The organism is Micromonospora sp. DSM 43699 (assembly GCF_055517075.1).
The window spans coordinates 73,045-95,838 of record NZ_JBTMMT010000020.1 but is presented as its reverse complement, the minus strand read 5'-3'; the positions used below and the strand labels follow the sequence as shown (position 1 = coordinate 95,838).

The following is a 22,794-nucleotide window of genomic DNA, read 5'->3' as shown; positions in this document are numbered from 1 at the left end:
GGTGGGGGCGGGGCGCGGGTAGTGTTCGGGTGTTGGGTGGTCGGGGTTCGGTGGCGTTCGGCGCTGCTGCTCCGGCTGCGGAAGGAACGCCCTGGAGGTGGGGGACATGACTGATCCGGCCAAGGTTCGCCGGCACGCGGAGCGGATTCGCGAACTGGTCGCTTCGGTGGTGCGGAGCCAGATCAAGGACCCCCGGCTCGGGATGGTGACCATCACCGACGCCCGGATCACCGCCGACCTGCGCGACGCCACCGTCTTCTACACAGTGCTCGGCGACGCGACGGCCCAGGCCAGCACCGCCGCCGCGCTGGAGAGCGCCAAGGGGATGCTGCGCAGCACCGTCGGCAAGGCCCTCGGGCTGCGTCACTCACCCTCGTTGACCTTCGCCCTGGACGACGTGCAGGACCAGGTCAAGCAGATCGACGACCTGCTCGCCCAGGCCCGCAACGCCGACGCCGAGGTGCAGCGGCTGGCCGCCCAGGCGAAGTACGCGGGTGACGCCCAGCCGTACCGGGTCGACGAAGAGGACGACGACGCGGAGGACGAAGCCGTCGACACCGACGCGTCAGCGACGGACCGACGGTGACAGCCGCCCCGGGCACGGCCGGCGGGATCCGCGCCGGGTCGCCGTCCGCCGGCCCCGGTGAGGACGACTGGGCTGCCGCCGTCGCGGCGGTACGTGGCCTGCCGGCCGACGCCAGGGTGCTGCTGATCTGTCACGTCAACCCGGACGGTGACGCGCTGGGCAGCATGCTCGGCTTCGGACTGGGCCTGCGGCGGCTCGGCGTACGCCGGTTGCAGGCGACCTTCCCGGGGCCGCCCGAGGTGCCGGAGCCGTTCCGCTGGCTGCCCGGCATCGACCTGCTGGTGCCGGCGGCCGAGGCGTACCCGGATCCGGATCTCGTCGTCTGCTTCGACGCCGCGAGTGAGTCGCGTCTCGGTGACCTGGTCGACCGGCTCGACACCGCCGGCACTGCTGTGGTCCTCGACCACCATGCCTCGAACACCGGCTTCGGTGCGGTGCATCTGGTGGACCCGGGGGCGGCGGCCACCTCGGTCGTCGCCGAACAGCTGCTCGCCCGGCTCGACGTGCCGTTGGACGCGGAGATCGCGGCGGGCCTCTACGTAGCGCTGACCACCGACACCGGCTCGTTCCGGTTCGCGGCGACCACCCCCGAGGTGCACCGGCTCGCCGCCCGACTGCTCGCCACCGGCCTGCGCCCCGGCGACATCTCCCGCGAGGTCTTCGACACCCGGCCGTTCGGTGCGGTCCGGCTCTTCGGTGAGGTGCTGGGCCGGGCCCGGCTCGAACCGGCGGCCGCTGCCGGACACGGTCTGGTCTGGACCGACGCCACCCTCGACGACCTGGCCCGGCACGACCAGCGGCCGTACGTGCTGGAGTCGCTGATCGACTCGGTGCGTTGCACCGCCGAGGCGGACGTCGCGTGCGTGCTCAAGCAGGTCGGGCCGGACGAGTGGGCGGTGTCGATGCGGAGCAAGGGTGCCGTCGACGTCAGCGCCGTGGCGGTGGCGCTTGGTGGCGGAGGTCACCGTTTCGCCGCCGGTTTCACCGGACGCGGTGACGCCGACCAGGTCATGGCCCTGATCAAGGCGGAGTTGGACGGGGCGTTGACTGCCGGCCGTGCCGATGCCGACGGGTGTCGGTCTTCCCGCACACGGTGAGCCCGGAGAGAATCGGACGATGGAGCAGCCGCACGAGATCGCCCTGGACGTCTCCCGCACCTGGGACAGGCCGGTGGTCACCGTGCCGGTGCTGGCCTGTATCTCCCTGGTCGGTGGGCAGTTCCCGTCGTTCTCCGCCCAGGCCAACCTCTGGACGTTGGGCACCGGCGGTGCGCTGATCTGGCTCGGCCTCGGCAACCGCGTGCAGCGCCGTCCGGCACCGCGCCGGTTGGGTCGGGGCACCGCGTGGTGGCTGCTCCCGGCGGCGGTGTTCGGTGTCCTGGAAGGTGCCACCTTCGTCATGTCGGCCGGGGACGAGTTCCCCACCTTCTCCCGCCTGGCCGACCCACTGCTGGAAGACGAACTGGTCCGCTCGGCGGCCTGGTTCGTCTGGTTGGCCGCGTTCTGGGGGCTGGTGCGCCGGTGATGCGTGCCCTTGCCATCGGTGGCTTCCTCGCCTCACTGGTGCTCTTCGCGGCGGTCGAATGGGCCTCCCGCCGGGAGGACTCCCGGATTCCGTCATTGGGCGACGTCTGCGCCTACGTGATGCGGTACGAGGTCGGCCCGGTGCCGGTCGGCCGGATCGGGCTGTTCGGCTTCTGGTGGTGGCTGGGCTGGCACTTCCTGGCCCGCTGAGCACCAACCGCCCGGCGTCCGACAGTCGGCGTGGTGCGGACGGTCCCGGGCAGCCGGTGGCAGGCGACCGAGCCCACTGACCACCGCTGTGCCGCGCCCCGGCCCGCCAGGGTGCCGACGACATGCCCGCGTGCCCGCGTGCCCCGTGCCCCGCGCCCCGTGCGCCCCGCCCCGTGCGGCGAGACACGCCGGCGGGGTGGTCCGTTCGTCGGCTCTGGCGATGGCTCGTGCGTGACGGTCGGCCGCCGGGCCGGCCGCGCGTCGGGTCGTTCCTGACGGGTCCAGATGGCGGGAAGAGTGGACACCATGTGGAAAGTAAACGTTAACTTGGGAAAGGCCGACGTCGCGTCGCGACGCAGGTCGTGGGCGGTAGTGCCACACCCGGCGCCGCCTCCCTCCAGGGTCTGACCGACCCGGGCTCACGCTGCCAGGCGAGCCGCTCCGGTGATCCCGGGCCGCCCTTCCGGCGCTCAGCAGGACCGCCCGTAGGGCCACCTGTTCCGGTGACCCGCACCCTGGAAGGACACCGCCATGGCGACCAAGCCCAAGACCGAGACCACCGACGAGGCCCGCGAGCAGATGCGCCGCGCGTTGCAGACCTCCATGGACACCCGTCAGTGACGCCGACCCACCGTCGGTGACGCCGACGAGTGTCGGCGTCGGCGTCACCGTGGGCCGCCGGCCCCGTCCGGCCGGGCTCAACAAGGCAGCCGTGCCCGGCCTGACCTCGCTGCCGGACCAGTCGAGATCATGACAGCACCGACTGTTCCTGGGCGGCGATCCTGCTCTGGATGATCGCCCTCAGCGGATGGTCGATCCGGGTGAGGAGGGCCGCCGCCTGCGTCCAGGCCGCGCGGGCCGCCTCGGTGGCCCCGGCGGCGTCGTGGGTGTCCCCGAGGTGCTGCAGTGTCTCCGCCTCGAAGAGGCGATGGTCGAGCAGCCGGTGGAGTTCCAGGGAGCGCTGGTAGCAGCGGGTCGCCGCCTGGTGGTCGCCGAGCCGGTGGTACGCGTAGCCGAGACTGTCCCACGAACTCGCCTCCCCGACCGGTCAGCGAGCTGCTGCTGTAACTCCAGCGCCTCCCGGCAGTGCTCGACCGACCGCCGGTGGTCGCCGAGCTGCGCGTAGTCCCAGCCCACCGAGTTCAACGCCCTGGCCTGGGCGATGAGGTTACCGGTGGCCCGGAAGAGCTCCAGGGCGCGCAGGTCGTGCCGGAGCGCCTCCTGCTGGCCGCCGAGATATTCGCAAACCCAACCCATGGTGACGCAGGTCCACCCCTGACCGTCGAGGTCCCCGGCCGCCGTGTAGTGCGCCATGGCCTGCTCAAGATGGACCCAGGATTCCTCGTGCCGGTTCTGCCCGCTGAGGGCGTGTGACAGCTCGCGATGCGCCGACGCGACCATCGCCCGGATCGGCGATCCGCTCGGCGCAGCGCAGCGCCGTCCGCTGGGTGACTGTCACGTCGTTCCAGTGCCCCTGCCGGTTGCAGAAGGTGGTCAGGCACCAGGCCAGTTGCCAGGCGTGCCGGTCGAAGCCCGTCCCGGCAGCCGCCTCGACCGCCGCCACCAGGTGGGGTCGTTCGGCGGCGAACCACCCGGTGGCCGCGTGGTCGCTCTGCGGGGTGGCGACCGTCACGCCGGAGTCCGGTGGGTCGAGGACGATGGCGTCCCGGTGCGGCCACAGCAAGCGGTCGGCGGTGTGCAGGTAGTGGTCGAAGAGCCGGCGGCGGGCCGCCGTCCGCCCGGGGCGTCGGCGGCCAGTTCGACCGCGTACGCGCGCAGCAGGTCGTGCAGGGTGTAGCGGCCGGGACGGTGTTCGTTGACCAGGTGTGCGCGGGCCAGCTCGGCCAGGGCCGACCGGGCCCGGTCGACCCTGTCGCCGGTCAGGCTGGCAGTGGCCGGCACCGTGACGTCCGCGCCGGCGCCGCTGCCGACCGTGCGCAGCGGCCGACTGTCGCGGCCCCCTCGTTCGGGGTCCAGGGCCCGCCGCAGGTGGGAGACGTGGCTGCGCAGCGTCGCGGTGGCGGCGTCGGGCACGGGGTCACCCCACAGCGCCGCGGCCAGCCGACCCGCCGGCACCGACCGGCCGCGTTCCAGCACCAGCACCGACAACAGGACGACCAGTTGAGGGCCCAGCCGCAGCGGAGTGCCCCCGATGGAAGGAGCCGGAATGGGACGAGCGATGAGCGTGGTTGCCGATCGGCTGCTGGCGGCGGTGGCCCCGAAGGTCACGGCCACCGCCGTGACCTGCACCTTCTGGAAGACCCGGTGCGTGACGGGCAACTCCAGCAGCGGCTGCGCGAGCACCAACCACAAGTGGACCCAGTACGTCTACAAGTGCAGCGACGGTAGCGAGCGTATCGAGTTCGGCCACTGCGGCTGCTGACCCGGACCGTCGGTTCACCACCGGGTGGCCACCGGTCCGGACTGCGGGCCGGTGGCCACCCGGCCAGCCCGTGTTTCGACATTTTCGACATCGAATGGAGCCGTGAGGTGCTTCTCCTCGCGGCTGCGGTCACCATCGTCGGCGTACTTGTTGCCGTCAATTTGTTGCTGTGTCTGGGAATTGTGCGGCGGGTGCGGGAACACGCCACCCGGCTGGCCGCCCTGCCCGAACTGCCGGCCGACGGGATGCTGCCGGTGGGCGCACCGGTCGGGAGCTTCACCGCCCACGCGGTCGACGGCACCCCGGTGACCCGGGAGTCGCTACCGGACGGCGGGCTCTGCGTCTTCCTCGCCGCCGACTGCCCGCCCTGCCGGGACGAACTGCCCGACGTGGTCGAGGCGGCGGCAGCCGGGCGACGGGTGGTGGCCGTGGTCGTCGGGGACGACGGCGCGGAGCCGATGGTGTCATCGCCGGCTGCGACGCTGCCGGGGCGACCGGACGAGTTTGTTGATCTCGCACCGGCTCGGGGCGGTGCGGGACGCGGACACGATCGCGGTGCTGGACGCGGGACGGATCGTAGAACGCGGCACCCATCGTGACCTGATGCGCCATGACGGTCACTACGCACGCCTGTTCCGGCTCCAGGCGGACGGCTACCACGACGGGCTCCCGGCCCGGACCGGGTGACGGCGATGGTGGTCGACGTGTGCCGCCCCGTTGCGGTGACCGGGCCGGGGTGGACGCCGTGACCGGGCCGGTCGGCGCGTTGCTGCTCGGGTCGGTGCCGGTCGCGGCGGCGGTCGTCCTCGTGGGGCTGCGCCGCAGTCGGCTCGTCGTCACGGTCTCCGGCGACAGCATGGCGCCGACCCTGCGCTCCGGCGACCGGGTGCTGGCCCGCCGGATCCGGTCGGAGCACCTCCGGACCGGGCAGATCGTCGTCCTGCGCCGTCAGCACCGCGCACGGGACGGCACGGTCGGCGGGCACCCGTTGATCGTCAAGCGGGTGGCGGCCGTGTCGGGTGAGCCGGTCCCGCCCGGCCTGCGCGCCGCCCCCGGTGTCGGGGACGACCTGACGGTGCCCCCGGCCGGTTGCTCCTGCTCGGCGACAACCCGGCGGTCAGCTTCGACTCGCGGCAGTCCGGCTACGGGCACGCCGACCAGGTGGTGGGGGTGGTCGACAGGCGGCTCGGCGGCCCGTCGATCCGGCCGGTACCGGCCGGGTTGTCCGGCGGGGCCGAGGTTCGTAAGGGATGACAAGTCTTGTGATCCTTACCCGGCCATGACAGGATCAGCGGCGATGACCCCCTCTGCCGCCCCGTCTACCGCCGCCCCGTCCGCCGTGGCCTCGCCGCGTCGGATCGCCGCGCTGGCGCTGCCCGCCCTGGTGGTGCTCGCCGCCGAGCCGCTCTATGTGCTGGTCGACACCGCGGTGGCCGGGCACCTCGACCGGGTGGCGCTCGCCGCGCTCGCCGTCGGCGGCACCGTGCTGACCCTCGTCGCCTGGCTGGGGGCCGTGCTGGCGTACGGGATCACCGGCCGGGCGGCCCGCCGGTTCGGCGCGGGCGACCGGGCCGCCGCCGTGGCCGAGGGTGTCCAGGCATCCTGGCTGGCGTTCGGCGTGGGGACACTCGTCGCGCTCGGCATGCAGCTCGGGGCCGGGCCGTTGACCGACCTCCTGGCCGGTCCCGGGGAGGTGGCCGACGCGGCCGAGCGGTGGTTGCGGGTCGCGGTGCTCGGCGCTCCCGGCCTGCTGCTCGCCGCCGCCGGCAACGGCTGGCTGCGCGGGGTGCAGGACACCCGCCGGCCGCTGTGGTTCGTGCTCGGCCCCAACCTGCTCTCCGCGCTGCTCTGCCCGCTGCTGGTCTATCCCGTCGGCTGGGGGCTGACCGGTTCGGCGGTGGCGAACGCGTTCGCCCAGACCGTCTCCGGTGGGCTGTTCGTCGCCGCCCTGGTGGGCGAGCGGGTGGCGTTGCGCCCCCGCCCGGCGGTGCTCCGCCAACAGGTGATGTTCAGCCGGGACCTGCTGGTCCGGGGCGTCGCCTTCCAGGCCAGCTTCCTGTCCGCCACCGCCGTCGCGGCCCGGTTCGGGGCGGCGGCGGTCGGTGCGCACCAGATCGCCGTACAACTGTGGTTCCTCACCACCCTGCTGCTCGACGCCCTGGCGATCGCCGGGCAGGCGCTGGTCGGCGCGGCGCTCGGGGCGGGCGACGCCGCCGGCGCGCGTGTCCTGGCCCGCCGCCTCGCGTTGCTCGGGGCGGCGTGCGGTCTGGCGTTCGCGGTGCTCATCGCCGTCGGGGCCGGCGTCGTGCCCGGCTTGTTCAGCTCCGATTCCCGGGTACGCGAGCAGGCCATGGTCGCCTGGCCCTGGCTGGTGGCGCTGCAACCGCTCGGCGGCGTGGTGTTCGCCCTCGACGGGGTGCTGATCGGCGCCGGAGACGTGCGCTATCTGCGTAACCTGACGATCGTCGCGGCGTTCGGCGGGTTCCTGCCGGCGATCTGGCTGACCTACGTGTTCGACCTGGGTCTCGGCGGCATCTGGGCCGGGTTGACCCTGTTCGTGCTGCTGCGGCTGGCCGCCCTGCTGCTGCGGCTGCGCTCCGGTGGTTGGGCGGTGGTCGGCGCCGTACGCGGCTGACCAGGGCGGACCGGCCACCGGCGCGGGTGCTGCGGTGCCCGGCGGATCCCGGTTCCGGCCGGTCCGCCGCAGGGTGCCGTGCGGTGGCGGGCGACGCGACCCCGTCTGGCAGGCTTGGCAGTCGTGAACGGTGACGGTCTGATCGTGGTCGACAAGCCCGGCGGCATGACGTCGCACGACGTGGTGGCACGGATCCGCCGGCTGGCCCGGACCCGCCGGGTCGGGCACGGCGGCACCCTCGACCCGATGGCCACCGGTGTGCTGGTGATCGGGGTGGGTCGGGCCACCCGGCTGCTGACGTACGTGATCGGGGCGGGCAAGAGCTACACCGCGACGGTCCGGCTCGGGCAGGCCACCGTCACCGACGACGCCGAGGGCGACGTGCTCGCCAGCACGCCCGCCGGCGAGCTGACCGACGCCGCGATCCGGGCCGCGTTCGTGCCCCTCACCGGCGAGATCGACCAGGTGCCCAGTGCGGTCAGCGCCATCAAGATCAATGGAGAGCGGGCGTATAAGCGGGTCCGGGACGGGGAGAGCGTCGAGCTGCCCGCCCGCCGGGTCACCGTCTCCCGGCTGGACGTGCTGGCGATCCGCCGGAACACCCCGGACGTGGTCGACGTCGACGTCGACGTCACCTGCTCGTCGGGGACGTACATCCGGGCGCTGGCCCGCGACGCCGGTCTGTCGCTCGGCGTCGGCGGGCACCTCACCGCGCTGCGACGGACCGCTGTGGGCAGTTTCACCCTCGCCGAGGCGGCCACCCTCGCGGCGTTGGAACAGCGCGCGCCCGAGGTGGTCAACCTGCCCCTGGACACCGCCGCCGACAGGTACTTTCCGCGCCGGGAGGCCGGCGTCGACGAGGCGAAGGCGCTCTCCCACGGCGGTCCGCTCGACCCGGTGGGCATCGACGGGCCGTACGCCGTCTTCGGACCGGACGGTGGCCTGATCGCTATCGTCAGCGAACGGGACGGCCGGGCCCGCGCGGAGATCGTGCTCGCCCCGGCCTGACCGGGCCGCCGACCGGCGCCGACGGCGGCGGTCGGTGCGGACGGCGGACGGTACGGCACGACGAGCGGGGACGGCGACCGGGACGGGTCGACGGCGACGGGCACGGGTGGGCGCCGGTCAGCGGTGGAGCAGGAGAGGAGCGGCATGCAGCGGTGGCGGGGGTACGAGGCGACGCCCGGTGGGTGGGGGCGGTCGGTCGTCACCATCGGCGTCTTCGACGGCGTGCACCGGGGGCACCAGGCGACCATCGGGCACGCCGTGGCGCGGGCCCGCGAACTGGGCGTCCGGTCGGTGGTGGTGACCTTCGACCCGCACCCTGTCGAGGTGGTCCGCCCCGGCTCGCACCCGGCCGTGCTCACCGAGCCCGCCCGCAAGGCCGAGTTGATCGAGGCGCTGGGCGTCGACGTGCTCTGTGTGGTGCCGTTCACCGCCGAGCTCTCCCGGCTGTCGCCCGAGGCGTTCGTGCACGACATCCTGGTCGAGCGCCTGCACGCCGCGCTGGTCGTGGTGGGGGACAACTTCCGGTTCGGGCACCGGGCCGCCGGGAACGTCGAGCTGCTGGAACGACTCGGCGGGACCTTCGGCTTCGAGGTGGAGCACGCCCCGCTGGTCGCCGCCGAAGGCACGGTCTTCTCCTCGACGTACATCCGGTCCCGGGTCGAGGCGGGCGACGTCGCGGCGGCGGCGACCGTGCTCAGCCGACCGCACCGGCTCGAGGGGGTGGTGGTCCTGGGCGACCAGCGCGGCCGGGAGCTGGGCTTCCCCACCGCCAACCTGCGCTGCCCGCCGCACGCGGCGGTGCCCGCCGACGGGGTCTACGCCGGCTGGCTGGTGCGCGGAGGGACCGAGCGGCTGCCGGCCGCCATCTCGATCGGCACCAACCCGACGTTCGCCGGCCGGGAACGCCGGGTCGAGGCGCACGTGCTGGACTTCTCCGGCGACCTGTACGGCGAACAGGTCGCCCTGGACTTCGCCGCCCACCTGCGCGGCCAGATCCGGTACGACGCGATCGAGCCGTTGCTCGTCCAGATGGCCGAGGACGTCGCGCGGACCCGCCGGGCGGTCGCCTGACCCGCCGGGCGGGGGTGGGCCGGCGACCCGTCGTCGTCGCAGGCGTGGGCCTTGACCGGGCGGTTCCGCGACGGGCTGGTAGGGTGGCGGTGACGTCGGATGACCGACGCGGGGCCTCGCGTGCCTGCACGACGCCGCGGGTGCGAGGTTCGTCCGTCCCCGGTCCACTCGGACCCGAACGACGGACATCAGTTGTCAACCCACCGAAACAGGGAGAACATGGCGCTCGACCAGGAAGCCAAGGCCAAGATCCGCACGGAGTACGCGACCGCCGAGGGCGACACCGGTTCGCCGGAGGTCCAGGTCGCGGTCCTCACCAAGCGGATCGCGGAGCTGACCGAGCACCTGAAGGTGCACAAGCACGACCACCACAGCCGCCGTGGGCTGCTGCTGCTTGTCGGTCGGCGCCGTCGGCTGCTCAACTACGTCCAGAAGAAGGACATCAGCCGCTACCGGTCGCTGATCGAGCGGCTCGGCCTGCGCCGATGACGTGACGGGGGAGTGGCCACCGGGTCGCTCCCCCGTTCGGCACACCACTGAAGAAGAGGGCCGCGCGACCACCCGAGAGGGAGCCGGTCAGCGTACCGGTCTCCGGTAGTGGCCCCCGGGCATCCCGGCATCATGCCGGCCACCCGGGCGCTTCGATCGAAGACCGGCCGTCTGAGCAGCTCCGGTGTCGTGGGCCCACGACGCGAAGGAGTACCGCCGCACATGACCGAGACCAACCTCGGCACCGAATCCCGTACCGCCGTGATCGACAACGGGTCCTTCGGCACCCGTGAGATCACCTTCTCCACCGGCCGGCTGGCCCGGCAGGCCGCCGGTTCCGTCGTCGCCCAGCTGGGCGAGACGGTCGTGCTCTCCGCCACCACCGCCGGTAAGCACCCGAAGGAGCAGTTCGACTTCTTCCCGCTGACCGTCGACGTCGAGGAGCGGATGTACGCCGCGGGCCGGATCCCCGGCTCGTTCTTCCGCCGCGAGGGCCGGCCCAGCGAGGACGCCATCCTCACCTGCCGGCTGATCGACCGGCCGCTGCGCCCGTCGTTCGTCAAGGGCCTGCGCAACGAGGTCCAGGTCGTCGAGACCATCCTCGCGCTCGACCCGCAGCACCCGTACGACGTGGTGGCCATCAACGCCGCCTCGATGTCGACGAAGCTGTCCGGCCTGCCGTTCTCCGGCCCGATCGGGGCCACCCGGGTGGCCCACGTCGACGGCCAGTGGGTGGCCTTCCCGACCCTGGAGGAGCTGGCCCGCGCCACCTTCGACATGGTCGTCGCCGGCCGGGCGCTCGACGACGGCGACGTCGCGATCATGATGGTCGAGGCCGAGGCGACGCCGAACGCGGTGACCCTGATCGCGGGCGGCGCGACCGCCCCGACCGAGGAGATCGTCGCCAGCGGCCTGGAGGCCGCCAAGCCGGCGATCCGTGAGCTGTGCCGGGCGCAGAGCGAGCTGGCCGAGGTGGCCGCCAAGCCGGTCACCGAGTTCCCGGTCTTCCTGGACTACCAGGACGACATCTACCAGGCGGTGGCCGAGCTGGTCCGCGCCGAGGTGGGCGAGGCGCTGCAGATCGCCGGCAAGGCCGACCGCGAGGAGGCCCTGGACCGGATCAAGGCCAAGGTCGCCGAGGAGCTCGGCGGTCGGTTCGAGGGCCGGGAGAAGGAACTGTCCGCCGCCTTCCGGTCGCTTACCAAGTCCGAGGTCCGCAACCGGGTGCTGCGCGAGCAGGTCCGGATCGACGGCCGGGGTCCGCGCGACATCCGGGCGCTCACCGCCGAGGTCGGCGTGCTGCCCCGGGTGCACGGTTCCGCGCTGTTCGAGCGGGGCGAGACCCAGATCCTCGGGGTCACCACGCTGAACATGCTCCGGATGGAGCAGATGGTGGACACCCTCTCCCCGGAGAACCGCAAGCGCTACATGCACAACTACAACTTCCCGCCGTACTCGACCGGGGAGACCGGCCGGGTCGGCTCGCCGAAGCGGCGGGAGATCGGCCACGGCGCGCTGGCCGAGCGGGCCCTGCTGCCGGTGCTGCCGTCGCGCGAGGAGTTCCCGTACGCGATCCGACAGGTGTCCGAGGCGCTCGGCTCCAACGGCTCGACCTCGATGGGCTCGGTCTGCGCCTCGACGCTGGCGCTGCTGTCGGCCGGTGTGCCGCTCAAGGCGCCGGTGGCCGGCATCGCGATGGGCCTCATCTCCGACGAGGTGGACGGCAAGACCCAGTACGTGACGCTGACCGACATCCTCGGTGCCGAGGACGCGTTCGGTGACATGGACTTCAAGGTCGCCGGCACGCCGGAGTTCGTCACCGCGCTCCAGCTCGACACCAAGCTCAACGGCATCCCGTCGGACGTGCTCGCCGCCGCCCTCCAGCAGGCGAACGAGGCCCGGCAGACCATCCTCGGCGTGATGCAGGCGGCGATCGAGGCTCCGGCCGAGATGTCGGACTACGCCCCGCGGGTCACCACCGTCAAGATCCCGGTGGACAAGATCGGCATGGTGATCGGCCCGAAGGGCCAGACCATCAACGCCATCCAGGACGAGACCGGCGCCGAGATCTCCATCGAGGACGACGGCACGATCTACGTCGGCGCGACCAACGGCCCGTCGGCGCAGGCCGCCGTGGACCGGATCAACGGGATCGCCAACCCGACCCTGCCCAAGGCCGGCGAGCGGTTCCTCGGCACGGTGGTCAAGACCGCCGCGTTCGGTGCGTTCATCTCGCTGCTGCCCGGCCGGGACGGCCTGCTGCACATCTCCAAGGTGGGCGACGGCAAGCGGGTCGAGCGGGTCGAGGACTTCCTCAACGTCGGCGACAAGGTCGAGGTGGAGATCGCGGACATCGACGCCCGCGGCAAGATCTACCTGGACAAGGTCCGGCCGGAGGGCGCCGAGGCGCCGGCCGCCGGTGAGGCCGGTGAGGCCGCCGGTGGCGACCGGCCGGCCGGTCGCGGCGGTGACCGGGGTCCGCGTGACCGCGGTGACCGGGGCGGTGACCGGGGTGGTCGGGCCCCGTCCGGCGGCGAGCGTGGCCCGGAGCGCGGCGAGCGCCCGTCCGGCGGCGAGGGTGGCGACGGCGGCGAGCGTCCGCGTCGGCGTACCCGGCACAGCTGAGCAGTGACCGGCCGGGTGACGACACGACGTCGTCACCCGGCCGGTGTGTTCCCTCCACCCCTCGTCGCACCGAGAGCAGGTTTCCGTGAGCCGGGCCCAGCGTTCGCCGTTCTCCCCGGGCCGACGGCCGGTGACCCCGCCCGACCGCGTCCGGCACGCCACCGCCGGCCAGCCCGGTCGCGCCGGTGCGGCGTCCCGGGCGGTCACCCGGACGATCAGCGACGACCCGCTGGGCGGCACCGTGCGGCGTACCGTCCTGCCGAGCGGGCTGCGGGTGCTCACCGAGGCGATCCCGACGATGCGCAGCGTCTCCTTCGGCATCTGGGTCACAGTCGGTTCGCGGGACGAGACCGGCCCGCAGGCCGGCGCCGCGCACTTCCTGGAGCACCTGCTCTTCAAGGGCACCCACAAGCGCACCGCGCTGGAGATCTCCTCCGAGATCGAGGCGGTGGGCGGCGAGACCAACGCCTTCACCACCAAGGAATACACCTGCTACTACGCGCGGGTCCTCGACGAGGACCTGCCGCTGGCGATCGACGTGATGTGCGACGCGGTCGCCGACTCGGTGCTGGAGCCGGCCGACGTGGAGACCGAGCGCGGGGTCATCCTCGAAGAGATCGCCATGCACGACGACGAGCCCGGCGACGAGGTGCACGACCTGTTCGCCCGCGCCGTCTACGGTGACCACCCCCTCGGCCGGCTGATCTCCGGCACCGAGGAGACGGTCACCCCGATGACCCGCCGTCAGATCCAGGGCTTCTACCGCCGTCGTTACACCGCGCCGCAGATCGTCGTCGCCGCCGCCGGCAACCTCGACCACGCCACGGTGGTCAGGCTGGTCCGCCAGACGTTGCGCGGCACGCCGCTGGACACCGACCCGGCCGAGCCGGGCACCCCCCGGCCGACCACCCCGGCGGTACGCACGAAGCCGGCCACCGTCCTGGTCGAGCCGAAGGAGACCGAGCAGGCGCACGTCATCCTCGGCTGCCCCGGCATCGACCGGGTCGACGAGCGGCGGTTCGCCCTCGGGGTGCTCAACAACGTGCTCGGCGGCGGGATGTCCAGCCGGCTGTTCCAGGAGATCCGCGAACGCCGTGGCCTGGCCTACTCGGTCTACTCCTACGCCAGCCAGTACGCCGACAGCGGCCTGTTCGCCGTCTACGCCGGCTGCGCGCCGGGCAAGGTGGACGAGGTGCTCCAGCTGACCCGCGCCGAGCTGGCAAAGGTGGCCGCCGACGGGCTCACCGAGGCCGAGGTGGCCCGGGGCAAGGGGATGAGCAAGGGCTCGTTCGTGCTGGGCCTGGAGGACACCGGGTCCCGGATGAGCCGGCTGGCCAAGGGCGAGCTCCTCTACGGCGACCTGATGCCGGTGGACGAGCTGCTGGCCCGGGTCGAAGCGGTGACCGTGGCCGACGTGAACACCCTCGCCGCCGAGCTGCTGAGCCGGCCGATGTCGCTGGCGGTGGTCGGCCCGTTCGGGAAGCACGACTTCACCGGCTGAGCAAGTGGCGACCCGGCTGAGCAAGTGGCGACCGGACCGGGGCCTCCGCTCCCGGCTGCCCCGGCCTAGCCGGACGACCCTTGCCGGCCCGTCCACCGTCCCGTGGGACGGTGGTGGTCCGGCGGTGGGCCGCGTCCCGATTGGGATAGGTTGTGCCCCGTGACTGAGGAGCAGACGAAGGACCGGGACCTGTCGATCCGGGTCGGTGTGCTGGGGGCCCGGGGCCGGATGGGCGCCGAGGTGTGCCGGGCGGTCGACGGGGCCGACGACCTGGCGCTGGTGGCGGCGATCGACCAGGGCGACGACCTGTCCGCGCTCTCCGCCGCCGAGGTGGTCGTCGACTTCACCACCCCGGACGTCGTCATGGACAATCTGCGCTGGTGCATCGACCAGGGCGTGCACGCGGTGGTCGGCACCACCGGCTTCAGCGAGCAGCGACTCGACCAGGTGCGCGGCTGGCTGGCAGACAAGCCCGACGTCGGAGTGGTGATCGCCCCCAACTTCGGCATCGGCGCGGTGCTGATGATGCAGTTCGCGACCCGGGCGGCCCGGCACTTCGAGTCGGTGGAGATCATCGAGCAGCACCACCCGCGCAAGCTCGACGCCCCGAGCGGCACCGCCACCCACACCGCCCGGCAGATCGCGCAGGCCCGCGCCGAGGCCGGTCTCGGCCCGATGCCGGACGCCACCAAGGACGAGGTCCCGGGGGCACGCGGCGCCGACATCGACGGGGTACGCGTGCACGCGGTCCGCGCCACCGGCCTGCTCGCCCACCAGGAGGTGCTGTTCGGCACCCTCGGCGAGACCCTGACCATCCGGCACGACTCGTACGACCGGGTCTCGTTCATGCCGGGGGTGCTGCTGGCCGTGCGGTCGGTCCGGCAGCGACCGGGCCTGACCATCGGCCTGGACGCCCTGCTCGACTAGCACCGGCTGACCATGCGCTGTCATGACCAGCCGGTGGTCGTCGTCAGCCGACCGGGTGGCGGGCCGGGGCGGTGCGGGGAGCGGGGATGGTGGGGGTGACGGTGAGGCCGGCGGGCAGGCCGGTGACCGTGGGATGGCCGGTGTGGTCGACGTGGACGTCGACCGGAGCCCCCGCCACCCGCAGACCGCGTACGGTCAGCGCGCCGAACTCCGGGCCGGCGAGCGGGCGGACGGTGACCCGCCCGTTCGGCACGTCCGGGTGCAGGCCCGCGCCCGCCTGCAGCAGCAGCACCGCCGACGCCGCCGACCAGGCCTGTGGCCGGCACGCCGCCGGATACGGCACCGGACGGCCGAGCAACGTGCGGTCGTCGCCGCCGTGCAGCTCGGGCAGCCGGTAGTCGAACGCCTCGGCCGCGCCGAGCAGCCCGTCGGCCAGGCCGAGCGCGGCCCGGTGGAAGCCGCCCCGGGCCAGCCCGGCCAGCACGATCGCGGTGTCGTGGGTCCAGACCGACCCGCAGTGGTACGACAGCGGGCTGAACCCGGCGTCGTCGGTGGACATCGTGCGCAGCCCGTACCCGCCGCCGAGGGCGTCGCCGGTGAGCAGGGCCGCCACCCGGGCCTCCTCGTCGGCGGAGAGCAGGCCGGTGCCGAGCAGGTGACCGATGTTGCTGGTCAGCGAGTCGACGGGGCGCTTGTCCCGGTCGAGGGCGAGCGCCGGGCGGGGCCCGTCGGGGCCGGCGTCGACCCAGAACCGGGCCCGGAACGTCGCGGCGAGCCGGGCGGCGTGCCCGCGCCACCTGTCGGCGTCGGGCCGACCGAAGGCGTCCAGCAGATCGGCGCCGTGCATCGCGGCCTGGTACGCGTACCCCTGCACCTCGGCGAGCACGATCGGCGGCGTGGCGAGCCGGCCGTCGCGGAACCGGATCGAGTCGCCGGAGTCCTTCCAGCCCTGGTTGGCCAGGCCGTGCCCGGTGGTGTCGAGGTACTCGACGAGACCGTCGCCGTCGGCGTCGGCGTGCTCGCCGAGCCAGCGCAGCGCCGCCTCCAGGTGGGGCAGCAGCGGCGCGACCTGCTCGGCGGGCAGGCCCCAACGCCAGGCGTCGTGCAGCAGGGAGACCCAGAGCATGGTGGCGTCGACCGTCCCGTAGTACGCCGGGGGGAGCCGTAGCCCCTCGCGGGGCAGGGTGAACTCGCCGCGCCGCAGCTCGTGCAGGATCTTGCCGGGGGCCTCGCCGGTGGCCGGGTCGACCCGGGTGCCCTGCCGGCGGGCCAGGACGCGCAGCGTGCCGGCGGCCAGCTCGGTGCCGAGGGGCAGCATCATCCGGGCCGCCCAGAGGCTGTCCCGGCCGAAGAGGGTGAGGAACCAGGGCACCCCGGCGCCGAGGAAGACGTCCTCCGGTCGGGCGGGGTCGGTGAGGCGCAGCGCGTGCAGGTCGTCCAGGGACCGGTCGAGCAGCCGGACCAGCCGGCGGTCGTCGGCGCGTACCTCGGGGCGGGACCAGCTCGGCCCGGCGGTGGGGGCGGCGACCACGGCCCGTGGGTCGTGCACCCGCAGCCGCCAGCGCAGCGTCGCCCGGCCCCGGGCGGGAAGCTCGACGGGCCAGGCCAACCGGGGAGCGGTGGCCCGCCCGCCGGTGACGTCGACCCGCGCGTCGTCGCCGGTGACGGTGACGGTGACGTCGTCGGCGGTCCAGCTCAGCTCGCCGGGGCGGTCGGTGCGGGCAGCCAGCCCGGTGGTGTCGCCGCCGGTCTTCACCACCTCGACGGGGGCCAGGTCGCAGCCGAGGTCGACGCTGACGGTGGCGCGTACCGGGCCGCCGGCGGTGGAGACGACGTGCAACTCCTCGTCGATGCCGTGCGGGCCGGCCCGCCGGACCCGTTCCACCCGGACGGTCGGGTCGGGGCCGGGGTCGCCCAGCCAGCGGGTGAGCCCGACGAAGCGGACGCCGTGCGGGCCGTCGACGCCGTGGGTGAGGGCTTCCGGTTCGCGGTCGTCGACGCGCAGTTCGGCGCGGGAGAGCACCCGGGCGTCGGCGTGGAAGACGCCCTGGACGCCGGCCGGGCGGATCTGCCCGGCCCGGTCACCCAGCGCGCTGGTCGGGGCGAGGACCACCCCGACCAGGTCGTGCAGCAGGGGTTGCAGGTGGCGTTCGGTCACGACTTCGACTCCAGCTCAGGTCGGGGGCGGACGACGTCTTGACAAGGCCGTCCGGGGCGGTGCACAGTGCGAAACAATCCAGAAACTTGAACGATCCAATCCTGCCCTATCCGAATTGGATCGTTCAAGACCGCGAGAGGGGTCAAGTGCCAGAAAAGGTAACCATCGCCACGGTGGCCCGGCACGCCCGGGTGAGCCGGCAGACCGTCTCCAACGTGATCAACGCGCCGCACATCGTCCGCCAGGAGACCCGGCAGCGGGTCGAGGAGGCCATCGCCACCCTCGGCTACCGCGCCAACCAGGCGGCCCGGCAGATGCGTACCGGCCGGTCCCGGTTGATCGCCGTCCGGATCGAACCCACCCGGGACGGGATCAACGGCTCGGTGCTCGACCGCTTCCTGCACGGCCTCACCGAGACCGCCGAGGCGGCCGGCTACCGCACCCTGCTCTACACCGCCAGCGACCCGCAGCGGGAGATCACCACCTACGACGACCTGCTCAGCTCCTACGACCTGGACGGTTTCGTGCTCACCGGCACCGACCACGGCGACCCGCGTACCGCCTGGCTCGCCGACCGGCACGTGCCGTTCGTGACCTTCGGTCGCCCCTGGGACGACCTCGCCGCGCACTGCTGGGTCGACGTGGACGGCGCCGCCGGCACCGCGCAGGCCACCCGGCACCTGCTCGCCGCCGGTCACCGGCGGATCGGCTGGATCGGCTGGCCGGGCGGCTCCGGGGTCGGCGACGACCGGCGGGCCGGCTGGTGGGACACCCTGCGCGAGGTCGACCTGGACCCGACCGGCCTGGCCCGGGAGACCCCCGACGGCATCGTCGAGGGCGAGTGGGCCGCCCGCGACCTGCTCACCGCCGCCACCCCGCCGACCGCGCTGGTCTGCGCCAGCGACTCGCTCGCCCTGGGCGCCCTCCAGGTCGTCCGGAACGCCGACCCGACCGTGCCGGTGATCGGCTTCGACGACACCCCGGTGGCCGGTGCGATCGGCCTGACCAGTGTCGGCCAGCCACTCGGCGAGGCCGCCGCCCGCTGTGTCGACCTGCTCACCGCCGTGCTCGACGGATCGGTGCGACCCCCCACCCCCGTGCTGCTCCAGCCCGCCCTGGTGCTGCGGCACACCGCCTGACACCACCCCTTCGACCAGGAGAAACCGATGGCATCTCGCTCCCTCACCCGCGCGGCGGTGGCCGGTCTCGCCGCCGTGGCGCTGCTCGGCTCCGCCGCCTGTGGCAGCGGCTTCGACGACGACAGCTCCGACACCGCGCAGTCCACCGGCCCGGCCGACCTCCAGATCCTGATCGGCTCCTCCGGGGACGCCGAGACCAAGGCGGTGCAGGACGCCGCCGCGAAGTGGGCGGCCAGCTCCGGCAACCAGGCCACCGTCACCCCGGCCCAGGACCTCACCCAGCAGCTCGGCCAGGCGCTCGCCGGCGGCACCCCGCCGGACGTCTTCTACGTCGACGCCGCCCGGTTCGCCGACTACGCCAGCGTCGGCGCGCTGGAGCCGTATGGCGACAAGCTCGCCGACTCCGCCGACTTCTACCAGAGCCTGCGCACCACGTTCAGCTACGACGGCAAGCTCTACTGCGCGCCGAAGGACTTCTCCACCCTCGCCCTGCAGATCAACACCGAGCTGTGGACGAAGGCCGGGCTGACCGACGCGGACATCCCCACCACCTGGGACCAGCTCACCGCCACCGCCAAGAAGATCAAGGCGAAGGGGCAGGTGCCGCTGGCGCTCGGCGACACCCGGGACCGGATCGGCGCGTTCCTGGCGCAGAACGGCGGCTGGCTGCTCAGCGATGACGGCAAGCAGCCCACCGCCGACACGCCGGAGAACCTGGCCGCCCTCAGCTACGTGAAGTCGCTGCTCACTGACGGGCTGGCCCGCTACCCCAAGCAGCTCGACGCCGGCTGGTCCGGTGAGGCGTTCGGCAAGGGCAAGGCCGTGATGACCATCGAAGGCAACTGGATCAAGGGGGCGATGCAGAACGACTTCCCGAACGTGAAGTACAGGGTCGTCGCGCTGCCCGCCGGGCCGAAGGGGCCGGGCACGCTGTCCTTCACCCAGTGCTGGGGCATCGCCGCGAAGTCGAAGTACAAGGACCAGGCGATCAGGTTCGTCGAGGCGATGACCGCCGGTGACCAGCAGATGACCTTCGCCAAGGCGTTCGGCGTGATGCCGTCCCGGGAGTCCGTCCGGGACCAGTACGTCACCGCCTTCCCCGCCGACAAGCCGTTCATCGACGGCGCCGAGTACGCCCAGGGTCCGGTGAACGCCCCGAAGATGGACAGCGTCGTCGGCGACCTCGACACCGCGCTGCAGGGGTTGGCCAACGGCGACCCGAAGGCGATCCTCGGCAACTTCGACAAGAACGCCAGGGCCGCGCTCGGCGGCAGCTGACCCGAGCACGGGGCGTCGCCGACCGGCGGCGCCCCACCGGCCAGGCCCGAGTCGAAGGAGGGGAGATGGCCACCGAGACGATCGCGGCACCGGCCACCGCGACCAACCGCCCACCGCGCCGCCCCGGACGGGGCATCCGGGGCAACGAGAACCTTGCCGGCTGGCTCTTCGTCGCCCCGGTGCTGGTGATCCTCGGACTGTTCCTGCTGTTGCCGATCCTGATGGCGCTCTGGGTGAGCCTCACCGACTGGAACGGCCAGGGCAGCCCGTTCACGGGCCGGACGCCGTTCGTCGGCGCGGACAACTACACCCGGCTGTTCACCGAGGACGGGCTGGCCCGTCGGGACTTCATGACCAGCATCCGCAACAACGCCTACTACGTGGCGATCGTGGTGCCGGCGCAGACCGTGCTCGCCCTCGGCCTGGCGTTGGTGGTCAACAACCGGATGCTCAGGGGGAAGGCGTTCTTCCGCAGCGCCTTCTACTTCCCGTCGGTGACCAGCTCGGTGGCGATCAGCGTGGTCTTCCTGTTCCTGTTCGCCAACTCCGGTGCGGTCAACCAGCTCCTGGGCATGTTCGGCATCTCCGGGCCGCAGTGGTTCGCCGACTCCCGGGGGGTGCTGCACCTGCTGTTCGGCGCGGTCGGGATGGACACCGCGCCGGCCGTCCTCGCCGACGGCGGGCCGTTCGGGCTGAGCTGGTGGGACTGGCTCTCCGGGCCGAGCGTCGCGATGGTCTCGATCATCACGCTGGTGGTCTGGACCACCTCCGGCACCTTCATGCTGATGTTCCTGGCCGCCCTCCAGAACGTCCCGGTGGCCCTGGAGGAGGCGAGCACCCTCGACGGCGCCACCCGCTGGCAACAGTTCCGGCACGTCACCCTGCCGATGATCAGGCCCACCATGTTCCTGGTGCTCACCCTCGGCCTGATCGGCTCCTGGCAGGTCTTCGACCAGGTGTACGTGATGAGCCAGGGCGACCCGGCCAAGACCACGCTCACCCCGGCGTACCTGTCGTACCGGACCGCGTTCCGCGACTTCGACTACGGCTCCGGAGCGGCCATCTCGTTCGTGCTGTTCCTGATCATCATCGTGCTGACGCTGGTGCAGCGGCGGGTGCTCGCCGACCGCGACACCGGGACGCCCCGCACCGGGCCCTGGCGTCGGCTGCTCGGGAGGTCGTCGTCATGACCGTGCTCACCGACCACCCCGCCGACCCCTCGCCGCCCCGGGCACGGCCGCGCGGCGACCACGCGGCCCGCACCCTGGCCAGCCGTTTCCTCGGGTACGCCATCCTGATCTTCTTCGGGCTGGTCTTCCTCTACCCGTTCGTCATCCAGCTCGGCAACTCGTTCAAGACCGAGCCGGACGCGGCGGCAAACCCGCTCTCCCCGCTGCCCGACCCGGTGACCCTCGCCGGGTTCGAACGGATCTTCGCCGGCACCAACTTCCCGCTCTGGCTCGGCAACTCGCTGCTGGTGACGGTGCTGGTCACCCTCGGCCGGGTCTTCTTCGACTCGCTCGCCGGCTATGCCCTGGCGCGGCTGCGGTTCCGGGGCCGCTCCGGGCTCTTCGCCGCCGTCATCGCGGTGATGGCCGTCCCCGGTGTGGTGCTGCTGATCCCGAAGTTCCTGGTCCTCAACCAGCTCGGCCTCTACAACAGCTACGCCGGGCTGGTCGTGCCGCTGCTCGCCGACGCGGCCGGCGTGTTCATCATGAAACAGTTCTTCGAATCGATCCCGGTCAGCGTGGAGGAAGCGGCCCGGATCGACGGCGCCGGGGTGTTCCGCACCTTCTGGTCGGTGGTGCTGCCGATGGCGAAACCGGCGCTGATCACCCTGACCATCCTGTCGTTCCAGGGCTCCTGGAACGAGTTCCCGCACAGCCTGGTCGCCGTGCAGGACCCGAGCCTGTTCACCCTGCCGCGCGGGCTGGCCGACCTGGTCAGCGGGTCGCTCGGCAAGGGCACCCAGTATCCGCTGAAGCTGGGTGCGGCGCTGCTGGCCACCATCCCGGTGGCGATCATCTTCGTGGTCTTCCAGCGGTACTTTGTCCGGGACGCCAACGACGGCGCCGACAAGGGGTGAGCCGTCCGGGTGGTTCCCGGCCGACGCCGGGAACCACCCGGCCCGGCAGCGTCACTCCTGCGCGATCACCGACAGGATGTTGCCGGCCGGGTCGGTGAACCAGGCGATCGTCGGCCCGTTGTCGCGCATGATCCCCCGCTCGTCCTGGGGCAAACCCGGGTAGCGCGCGAAGCCCACCCCCCGGGCGGTCAGCTCGTCGACCGCCCGGTCGACGTCGGCCACCGGGAAGTTGAGCACGGTGAAGGCCGCCGGCACGTGGTCGGCCTTCGGGTAGACCACCACGTCCCGGTCGCCGGCCAGGTGCAGTTTCAGCAGACCACCGGCACCGCCCAGCTGTGACACCCGCAGGTCGAGGGTGCCGGCGTAGAACTCCCGGGCCCGGTCGGTGTCGTCGGCCGAGAACCCGCTGAACGCCTTCGTCTCCCGGAACATGCCCGTCTCCCTCACCGTCGCTCGTGCCCTGACCTTCCCGGTCTACCAGGGTGGGACGACAGAACCGGGCGGGACGCGTCGGACCGGCTTCAGCTGCGGGCGTGTCGCCCGGCCCCCGGTCAGGGCGCGGCGGTCGGCCCCGGTGCGGGTGTGCCGGTCGGCTCGGCGGGGACCGCCACGTGCAGCCGTACCTGGTCGACGAGCATGTCGTCGACGTCCAGCGCGCGGGCCGCGCCGTCCGGCTCCCAACCGGTGCTGGTGAGGAACCTGCGGGTCGCCTCGTCGCCGTCGAACGCCCACGCCACCGCGTGGGTGAACCCGTCGGCCCGCCAGGCGTCCACGGCGGCGGAGAGCAGCCGGCTGCCGTGCCCGCGCCGACCCCAGCGCGGTTCGACCAGCAGGTCGGTCACCGCCACCACCCCGCTGCCCAGCGCGGTCGCCGGCTCGCCCGGGGCGAGCGCCTCGGCGTCCGCCGGCCCGGAAGCGGCGAAACCCACCAGATAGGATTGCTCGGCCTGTTCCACGGCGACGAGCACCCGGTGCGCGGCCGAGGGCGGCTCCTGCACCGCCGCGCTCCACCGCCGGGCGAGCCACGCCTCGTCCAGGTTGTCGAGCACGTGCCGGGGCAGCAGTCGACGGTACGCGACCCGCCAGGTCGCGAGCTGCACACGGGCGATCTCGGCGGCGTCCTCCGGACGCGCCGGGCGGACGAACCCCAGAGCCATGGCACGAAAGCCTAGGCC

General features: G+C 72.9%; 23 protein-coding genes and 3 pseudogenes. 19 read left to right on the top strand and 7 right to left on the bottom strand.

Translation table 11 applies throughout. From position 1 onward, the window contains the following. Positions 1-106 precede the first annotated feature (106 nt). The 4 genes from rbfA to AC0AIB_RS13430 are packed head-to-tail and all read left to right on the top strand — an operon-like array spanning position 107 to position 2,319. The gene (gene rbfA / locus AC0AIB_RS13445) at positions 107-586 is read left to right on the top strand and encodes a 30S ribosome-binding factor RbfA (RefSeq protein ID WP_328338981.1); all 480 of its coding nucleotides are present in this window, start codon (positions 107-109) and stop codon (positions 584-586) included. Between the two features lie 26 nt (positions 587-612). Beyond that, entirely contained in the window at positions 613-1,683 is a 1,071-nt protein-coding gene (locus AC0AIB_RS13440) for a DHH family phosphoesterase (RefSeq protein ID WP_328348889.1), read from the top strand. Between the two features lie 19 nt (positions 1,684-1,702). Next, positions 1,703-2,110 carry a hypothetical protein gene (locus AC0AIB_RS13435; RefSeq protein ID WP_465096760.1) on the top strand — a complete coding sequence of 136 codons (408 nt, stop codon included), beginning with the start codon at positions 1,703-1,705 and terminating at the stop codon, positions 2,108-2,110. Further along, positions 2,110-2,319, top strand: coding sequence for a DUF6186 family protein (locus AC0AIB_RS13430; RefSeq protein ID WP_328338977.1), 210 nt, complete (start codon positions 2,110-2,112; stop codon positions 2,317-2,319). The genes AC0AIB_RS13435 and AC0AIB_RS13430 overlap by 1 nt, the downstream gene beginning before the upstream one ends. Positions 2,320-3,067: 748 nt before the next feature. Here the strand turns inward: AC0AIB_RS13430 and AC0AIB_RS13425 are convergent. The 4 genes and pseudogenes from AC0AIB_RS13425 to AC0AIB_RS13410 form a co-directional block, all read right to left on the bottom strand. Further along, a pseudogene (locus AC0AIB_RS13425) lies at positions 3,068-3,343 on the bottom strand (tetratricopeptide repeat protein); the annotation flags it as partial. Positions 3,344-3,387: 44 nt separating this feature from the next. Then, positions 3,388-3,720 (bottom strand): annotated as a pseudogene (locus AC0AIB_RS13420) (tetratricopeptide repeat protein); the annotation flags it as partial. Further along, positions 3,641-3,952, bottom strand: coding sequence for a hypothetical protein (locus AC0AIB_RS13415; protein WP_465096759.1), 312 nt, complete (start codon positions 3,950-3,952; stop codon positions 3,641-3,643). The gene AC0AIB_RS13415 and the pseudogene AC0AIB_RS13420, both read right to left, overlap by 80 nt. Continuing rightward, positions 3,949-4,548 carry a winged helix-turn-helix domain-containing protein gene (locus AC0AIB_RS13410; RefSeq protein ID WP_465096764.1) on the bottom strand — a complete coding sequence of 200 codons (600 nt, stop codon included), beginning with the start codon at positions 4,546-4,548 and terminating at the stop codon, positions 3,949-3,951. Before AC0AIB_RS13410 ends, AC0AIB_RS13415 begins: the two co-directional genes overlap by 4 nt. Here AC0AIB_RS13410 and AC0AIB_RS13405 point away from each other — a divergent pair. The 11 genes and pseudogenes from AC0AIB_RS13405 (at position 4,487) to dapB (ending at position 14,958) form a co-directional block, all read left to right on the top strand. Continuing rightward, positions 4,487-4,702 carry a hypothetical protein gene (locus AC0AIB_RS13405; protein WP_465096765.1) on the top strand — a complete coding sequence of 72 codons (216 nt, stop codon included), beginning with the start codon at positions 4,487-4,489 and terminating at the stop codon, positions 4,700-4,702. The two genes, AC0AIB_RS13410 and AC0AIB_RS13405, sit on opposite strands and share 62 nt — an antisense overlap. A 107-nt stretch (positions 4,703-4,809) precedes the next feature. After that, positions 4,810-5,301 (top strand): TlpA family protein disulfide reductase, encoded by a 492-nt coding sequence (locus tag AC0AIB_RS13400; protein WP_328338975.1) that lies wholly within the window; start codon positions 4,810-4,812, stop codon positions 5,299-5,301. 11 nt (positions 5,302-5,312) lie between these two features. Next, positions 5,313-5,720, top strand: a pseudogene (locus AC0AIB_RS13395) (S24/S26 family peptidase); the annotation flags it as partial. Positions 5,721-5,791: 71 nt separating this feature from the next. Then, positions 5,792-5,956: a hypothetical protein gene (locus AC0AIB_RS13390; RefSeq protein ID WP_328338973.1), complete on the top strand. Its 165-nt coding sequence runs from the start codon at positions 5,792-5,794 to the stop codon at positions 5,954-5,956. A gap of 43 nt (positions 5,957-5,999) precedes the next feature. Beyond that, positions 6,000-7,337: an MATE family efflux transporter gene (locus AC0AIB_RS13385; protein ID WP_465096763.1), complete on the top strand. Its 1,338-nt coding sequence runs from the start codon at positions 6,000-6,002 to the stop codon at positions 7,335-7,337. A gap of 78 nt (positions 7,338-7,415) precedes the next feature. After that, positions 7,416-8,345, top strand: coding sequence for a tRNA pseudouridine(55) synthase TruB (truB, locus tag AC0AIB_RS13380; RefSeq protein ID WP_442930477.1), 930 nt, complete (start codon positions 7,416-7,418; stop codon positions 8,343-8,345). Between the two features lie 144 nt (positions 8,346-8,489). Then, entirely contained in the window at positions 8,490-9,416 is a 927-nt protein-coding gene (locus AC0AIB_RS13375) for a bifunctional riboflavin kinase/FAD synthetase (protein ID WP_328338967.1), read from the top strand. 219 nt (positions 9,417-9,635) lie between these two features. Continuing rightward, positions 9,636-9,905 (top strand): 30S ribosomal protein S15, encoded by a 270-nt coding sequence (rpsO, locus tag AC0AIB_RS13370; RefSeq protein ID WP_091246098.1) that lies wholly within the window; start codon positions 9,636-9,638, stop codon positions 9,903-9,905. A 222-nt stretch (positions 9,906-10,127) separates the two neighbouring features. Then, the gene (locus tag AC0AIB_RS13365; RefSeq protein WP_328338962.1) at positions 10,128-12,530 is read left to right on the top strand and encodes a polyribonucleotide nucleotidyltransferase; all 2,403 of its coding nucleotides are present in this window, start codon (positions 10,128-10,130) and stop codon (positions 12,528-12,530) included. Positions 12,531-12,660: 130 nt separating this feature from the next. Then, the gene (locus AC0AIB_RS13360; RefSeq protein WP_465096762.1) at positions 12,661-14,031 is read left to right on the top strand and encodes a M16 family metallopeptidase; all 1,371 of its coding nucleotides are present in this window, start codon (positions 12,661-12,663) and stop codon (positions 14,029-14,031) included. Positions 14,032-14,190: 159 nt separating this feature from the next. Next, the gene (gene dapB, locus AC0AIB_RS13355) at positions 14,191-14,958 is read left to right on the top strand and encodes a 4-hydroxy-tetrahydrodipicolinate reductase (protein WP_328338958.1); all 768 of its coding nucleotides are present in this window, start codon (positions 14,191-14,193) and stop codon (positions 14,956-14,958) included. Positions 14,959-15,001: 43 nt separating this feature from the next. Here dapB and AC0AIB_RS13350 read toward each other — a convergent pair whose 3' ends face one another. Beyond that, positions 15,002-17,116: an amylo-alpha-1,6-glucosidase gene (locus AC0AIB_RS13350; RefSeq protein WP_465096758.1), complete on the bottom strand. Its 2,115-nt coding sequence runs from the start codon at positions 17,114-17,116 to the stop codon at positions 15,002-15,004. Between the two features lie 146 nt (positions 17,117-17,262). On the opposite strand from AC0AIB_RS13350, the gene AC0AIB_RS13345 reads away from it, so the two are divergent. The 4 genes from AC0AIB_RS13345 (at position 17,263) to AC0AIB_RS13330 (ending at position 21,619) form a co-directional block, all read left to right on the top strand. After that, positions 17,263-18,255, top strand: coding sequence for a LacI family DNA-binding transcriptional regulator (locus tag AC0AIB_RS13345; protein WP_328338953.1), 993 nt, complete (start codon positions 17,263-17,265; stop codon positions 18,253-18,255). Between the two features lie 27 nt (positions 18,256-18,282). Continuing rightward, positions 18,283-19,533 carry a sugar ABC transporter substrate-binding protein gene (locus AC0AIB_RS13340; RefSeq protein WP_328338951.1) on the top strand — a complete coding sequence of 417 codons (1,251 nt, stop codon included), beginning with the start codon at positions 18,283-18,285 and terminating at the stop codon, positions 19,531-19,533. A 65-nt stretch (positions 19,534-19,598) separates the two neighbouring features. Beyond that, positions 19,599-20,723, top strand: a complete 1,125-nt coding sequence (locus AC0AIB_RS13335) for a carbohydrate ABC transporter permease (RefSeq protein ID WP_328338949.1) — start codon at positions 19,599-19,601, stop codon at positions 20,721-20,723. Then, positions 20,720-21,619: a carbohydrate ABC transporter permease gene (locus AC0AIB_RS13330; RefSeq protein WP_328338947.1), complete on the top strand. Its 900-nt coding sequence runs from the start codon at positions 20,720-20,722 to the stop codon at positions 21,617-21,619. Before AC0AIB_RS13335 ends, AC0AIB_RS13330 begins: the two co-directional genes overlap by 4 nt. A gap of 51 nt (positions 21,620-21,670) precedes the next feature. Here AC0AIB_RS13330 and AC0AIB_RS13325 read toward each other — a convergent pair whose 3' ends face one another. Continuing rightward, positions 21,671-22,051 (bottom strand): VOC family protein, encoded by a 381-nt coding sequence (locus tag AC0AIB_RS13325; RefSeq protein WP_328338945.1) that lies wholly within the window; start codon positions 22,049-22,051, stop codon positions 21,671-21,673. 119 nt (positions 22,052-22,170) lie between these two features. Continuing rightward, the gene (locus AC0AIB_RS13320; protein WP_328338943.1) at positions 22,171-22,776 is read right to left on the bottom strand and encodes a GNAT family N-acetyltransferase; all 606 of its coding nucleotides are present in this window, start codon (positions 22,774-22,776) and stop codon (positions 22,171-22,173) included. Positions 22,777-22,794: the final 18 nt, after the last annotated feature.

Bases quoted from the DNA above. Each gene is read 5' to 3' on its own strand.
- rbfA (WP_328338981.1), top strand. From the start codon at position 107: ATGACTGATCCGGCCAAGGTTCGCCGGCACGCGGAGCGGATTCGCGAA.
- AC0AIB_RS13325 (WP_328338945.1), bottom strand. From the start codon at position 22,051: ATGTTCCGGGAGACGAAGGCGTTCAGCGGGTTCTCGGCCGACGACACC.
- AC0AIB_RS13430 (WP_328338977.1), top strand. From the start codon at position 2,110: ATGCGTGCCCTTGCCATCGGTGGCTTCCTCGCCTCACTGGTGCTCTTC.
- AC0AIB_RS13435 (WP_465096760.1), top strand. From the start codon at position 1,703: ATGGAGCAGCCGCACGAGATCGCCCTGGACGTCTCCCGCACCTGGGAC.
- AC0AIB_RS13320 (WP_328338943.1), bottom strand. From the start codon at position 22,776: ATGGCTCTGGGGTTCGTCCGCCCGGCGCGTCCGGAGGACGCCGCCGAG.
- AC0AIB_RS13375 (WP_328338967.1), top strand. From the start codon at position 8,490: ATGCAGCGGTGGCGGGGGTACGAGGCGACGCCCGGTGGGTGGGGGCGG.
- AC0AIB_RS13340 (WP_328338951.1), top strand. From the start codon at position 18,283: ATGGCATCTCGCTCCCTCACCCGCGCGGCGGTGGCCGGTCTCGCCGCC.
- AC0AIB_RS13330 (WP_328338947.1), top strand. From the start codon at position 20,720: ATGACCGTGCTCACCGACCACCCCGCCGACCCCTCGCCGCCCCGGGCA.
- AC0AIB_RS13335 (WP_328338949.1), top strand. From the start codon at position 19,599: ATGGCCACCGAGACGATCGCGGCACCGGCCACCGCGACCAACCGCCCA.
- AC0AIB_RS13365 (WP_328338962.1), top strand. From the start codon at position 10,128: ATGACCGAGACCAACCTCGGCACCGAATCCCGTACCGCCGTGATCGAC.
- AC0AIB_RS13385 (WP_465096763.1), top strand. From the start codon at position 6,000: ATGACCCCCTCTGCCGCCCCGTCTACCGCCGCCCCGTCCGCCGTGGCC.
- rpsO (WP_091246098.1), top strand. From the start codon at position 9,636: ATGGCGCTCGACCAGGAAGCCAAGGCCAAGATCCGCACGGAGTACGCG.
- AC0AIB_RS13405 (WP_465096765.1), top strand. From the start codon at position 4,487: ATGGGACGAGCGATGAGCGTGGTTGCCGATCGGCTGCTGGCGGCGGTG.